This is a genomic window from Acidovorax sp. KPB24-03, assembly GCF_057546605.1.
Map to the genome: position 1 here is coordinate 1 of NZ_BAAJYR010000312.1, position 4,202 is coordinate 4,202.

General features: G+C 69.7%; 3 protein-coding genes and 1 pseudogene. 3 read left to right on the plus strand and 1 reads right to left on the minus strand.

The window, feature by feature from the left end; all coding sequences use genetic code 11:
* The first annotated feature begins 373 nt into the window (after positions 1-373).
* Both xopAW and AC27KI_RS19855 read left to right on the plus strand, forming a co-directional pair.
* Entirely contained in the window at positions 374-1,432 is a 1,059-nt protein-coding gene (gene xopAW, locus AC27KI_RS19850) for a XopAW family type III secretion system calcium-binding effector (protein WP_487115423.1), read from the plus strand.
* A 316-nt stretch (positions 1,433-1,748) separates the two neighbouring features.
* On the plus strand, positions 1,749-2,807 hold the full coding sequence (locus AC27KI_RS19855; RefSeq protein WP_317354715.1) for a sensor domain-containing diguanylate cyclase: 1,059 nt from the start codon (positions 1,749-1,751) through the stop codon (positions 2,805-2,807).
* A gap of 27 nt (positions 2,808-2,834) precedes the next feature.
* Here AC27KI_RS19855 and purN read toward each other — a convergent pair whose 3' ends face one another.
* Positions 2,835-3,419, minus strand: a complete 585-nt coding sequence (gene purN, locus AC27KI_RS19860) for a phosphoribosylglycinamide formyltransferase (protein WP_317354713.1) — start codon at positions 3,417-3,419, stop codon at positions 2,835-2,837.
* Between the two features lie 21 nt (positions 3,420-3,440).
* On the opposite strand from purN, the pseudogene AC27KI_RS19865 reads away from it, so the two are divergent.
* Positions 3,441-4,100, plus strand: a pseudogene (locus AC27KI_RS19865) (YceH family protein); the annotation flags it as partial.
* Positions 4,101-4,202 lie beyond the last annotated feature (102 nt).

Consider the following 4,202-nt stretch of genomic DNA (forward strand, 5'->3'; position numbering starts at 1 on the left):
CTCGCGCAGGGTCTGCGCATCGCGCGCCGCATGGGTGGCATAGCCGAAGCGGGCGAGGTACTGCGTCAGCAGCGCGGTGATGTCGTCGTCGTCATCGACCACCAGGATGTGTTGCATGGGAGCGGGCGGAAAAGCGGGGTTGCCGCCCCAGTGTACGCAGCGCCCGCGCGGCGTTGCGCGGGAACTGGCGGGCTTTTTCCCCGCTGTTCGCGCCTTGGCCAACCCTTTCGTACCAGGCCCGATACAAACAGGACAAACCGCCGTTACCGGCGCTTCCAAGAATGGGCTGCAGGCTGCTGCCGGTGCGCGCGCCCCGCTCCCGGGACGCACGACGGCGCGGCAGCCGCCAACCCTTGGAACGAAAGGAACGATGATGACGACCATCAGTAGTGTCGGCAGCGCGTGGTCCAGTGCGAGCGTCCAGCGGGCTTCGCGCCCCGGACCTTCGCCGGAGCGCCTGTTCGGAAAATTGGATGCCGATGGCAGCGGCGGCGTGGACGGCACCGAGCTGCAGGGGCTGCTGGACAAGGTGGCGAAGAAAAGCGGTGTGGACAGCAGCACCAGCGCTTCGGACCTGATCCAGAAGTACGACAGCGACGGCAACGGCAGCCTGAGCAGCGATGAGCTGTCCAAGACGCTGGAGAGCGTGCTGCCGCAGCGCTCTACCCTGGACTTCGCCCATTCGCGCAGCGACGCCGGCAGCGGCGCCACCGGCCAGGCCGGCGACGACCTGTTCGGCAAGGTGGACGGCGACAGCGATGGCAAGGTGAGCCAGGCGGAATTGCAAGCCCTCCTGGAAAAAATCTCCGGCGGCACCGCCAGCGCCACCGGCACCAGCAGCGACGAGCTGTTCGGCCAGCTGGATGCGGATGGTGACGGCAGCCTGTCGCAGGCGGAGTTCGATGCCGGCCGGCCTTCGGGCCAGGGCGGCGCGGGCGGACCGCAGGCGGGCGGCATGCCGCCCCCACCCCCGGGTGGACCCGGTGGTCCGGGCGGGCCCAGCGGAGCGGGGGGCGCCAGCAGCGCGAGCGCATCGTCCGGCAGCACCACCTACGACGTGCTGGACACGAACGAAGACGGTGTCGTGTCGGCCTCGGAACTGGCGGCGGCCAGCACCACCAGCACATCCGGCGGCACGACGGATGCGGTCACCGCGCTGTTCAATGCCATCGACACCGACGGCGACCAGCAGCTCAGCGCCAGCGAGTCGTCGTCGTTCATCGACCAGCTGACGCAGTGGGCGACGGCCAATGCCACTAGCACGGCCAGCAGCAGCGGTACCGGCCAGGACGACAGCACCGCCAGCGCCTCCCGCAGCGGCCAGCGGCTGGACCTGACCCAGCTGGCCGAACAGGCACGCCGGCAATACGCGGCGGCCGCCGGCGCGTGGACCACCAGCAGCAACGCCAGCACCTTGAGCGCCCTGGCCTGAGAGGGCCGCCGGCCGCGCCCGCAGGCACCGGGCGCCCGGCCCCTGGTTTTGCCGGTCCACGCAGTGCTGCACAGCCCGTCAGTGGACGAGCTGCGTGGACCGGCACCCCGCGCCGATGGCATTGGAGCAAAAAAAACAGCTCCAGCGCAATATCATCTAGGGCATATAGCTATATTTTTTATAGCAAACTCATCGGCATGCCTGCCACGCTGCCGTCTGTATCCCCGGGCAAAGACCCTGGCCGTATCAAATGGATACAACGGAATGACCGGATGCTGCGTACACACTTACTGTCATTCCTTCAGTGAAGCCATTGATGCCCCCCATCCAGAAACCCGACGCTCCCGCCGGGGCCACGCAATCGCCCCCATCCCAGGGTGCACCCCTGCCCTTCAACGAGCCGCAGCGCCTGGAAGCCCTGGAAAAATTGCGCGTGCTCGACACCCGCCCCGAACAGGCTTTCGACGACCTCACCATGCTGGCGTCAGCGGTGTGCCAGGCGCCGATCGCGCTGATTTCGCTCATCGACGCGGAGCGGCAGTGGTTCAAGTCGCGCACCGGCATGGACACCCCCGAAACCCCGCGCGAGCTGGCCTTTTGCGCCCATGCCATCCTGCAGCCCGACTACGTGTTCGAGGTGCCCGATGCGCACCTGGACCCGCGTTTTGCCGGCAACCCGCTGGTCACCGGCGAGCCGGGCATCCGGTTTTATGCCGGTGCGCCGCTGGTGACCTCGGACGGCATGCCCATCGGCACCGTCTGCGTGATCGACCGCGAGCCCCGCACCCTGACGGACGCCGAGCGCCGCGCGCTCGAATCGCTGGCCCGCCAGGTGGTGACCCAGCTGGAGCTGCGCCAGGCCATGGCCGGTCTTGAACTGGAGAGCATGACCGACGGGCTCACCGGGCTGTGGAACCGGCGCTGCCTGGACCGGCAGTTGCGCACCAGCTGGGACGAAGGCAAGCAGGCCGGGCAGCCGCTGAGCCTGGTGATGGTGGACCTGGACCATTTCAAGCGCGTCAACGACGAACTGGGCCACCCGGCCGGGGACGACATCCTGCGCCATGCGGCCGCAGTGGTCCGCAGCCATGTGCGGACGGGCGATTTCGTGGCCCGCTTCGGCGGCGAGGAATTCTGCGTGGTGCTGCCCCAGACGCACGCCACCGGCGCCCGCCTCGTGGCCGAGAAGCTGCATGCGGCATTGAATGCCAGCACCTGGCCGCACCGGCCGGTCACCGCCAGCTTCGGGGTGGCCACGGCGGGGTTCGAGGAGGTGAGCGATCCCCACGCACTGTTGGCGCGGGCCGACCGGGCGCTCTACGTGGCCAAGGATTCGGGACGCAACCGGGTCTGCGTGTTCGACGGCTGGTCCTGAGCGGGGGCCGCCGCCCGGCGGTCCGGATCAGCCCAGCCGGTGCAGCAGTTTGAGCACGGCGCGGGGGTAGATGGCATGTTCCTGCGCCAGCACGCGCGCGGCCAGCGCCGGCGCCGTGTCGCCGGGCAGCACCGGCACCACGCCCTGGGCGAGGATGGGGCCGCAATCGAGTTCGGCCGTCACCTCGTGCACGGTGGCGCCGGCCACCTCGCAGCCCGCATCGATGGCGCGCTGGTGCGTGTGCAGCCCCGGAAAGGCGGGCAGCAGCGAGGGATGGATGTTGACCAGCCGCCCGGCGTAGCGCGCCACGAACGCGGGCGTCAGGATGCGCATGAATCCCGCCAGCACCACCAGCGCCGGCGCATGGGCGTCGATGCGCTCGGCCAGCGCCGCATCGAAGGCCTCGCGAGAATCGAACGCCCGGTGGTCCAGCGAATCCGTGGCGATCCCCTCGGCCCGGGCCCAGGCCAGGCCCGCGGCGTCGGCCTTGTTGCTCAGCACGGCCGCCACCCGGGCGCCGTGGCGGCCGGCCCAATCCTGCTGGCGCGAAGCATTCACGATGGCTGCCATGTTGGAGCCGCTGCCGGAGATCAAAATCACGATGTTCTTCATTGCCGGAAATTATCCCCCGCCATGCCCTTCGATCCCCGCACCCGCCCCCTGTCGCCCACCGAGGCCCGCGTGCTCGCCACGCTGATGGAAAAAGCCCGCACCGTGCCCGACAGCTACCCCCTCACGCTCAACGGCGTGCTGACCGGCTGCAACCAAAAGAGCAGCCGCGACCCGGTGATGCAGCTGACCGAGTCCCAAGCCCAGGAGGCACTCGATTCGCTGCGCCTGCGCACGCTGGCGGTCGAGATCGGCGGCAACCGGGCGACGAAGTTCGAGCACAACTTCCCGCGCGGCATCGGCGTGCCCGACCAGTCGGCGGTGCTGCTGGCCCTGCTGATGCTGCGCGGACCGCAAACCGCGGGCGAGTTGCGCATCAACTCGGAACGCTGGCACCGGTTCGCCGACATCTCCTCGGTGGAGGCCTTCCTGGACGAGCTGCAGTCGCGCAGCGAAGAAAAAGGCGGCCCGCTGGTGGTGCAGCTGCCACGCGCGCCCGGCGCCCGCGAGCAGCGCTGGGCCCACCTGCTGTGCGGCCCGGTCGATGCGAGCCAGTACGCCGCCGGTGCCTCGGCCCGCCGAGGCCCCCCGCCGCCCCAGGGACTGGCCCCGCGCGTGGCCGCGCTGGAGGCCGAAGTGGCCCAGTTGCGCGCCACGGTGCAGCGCCTGTGCCAGGAATGGGGCTGGAGGCAGCGCAGCCGCAAGGCGCTGCGCCCGTGTCGCGCCCGGACAGGAGTAAAAAGCACGACCTGCTACAACCGGCGGATCGGCTCGAACCGGCACCCC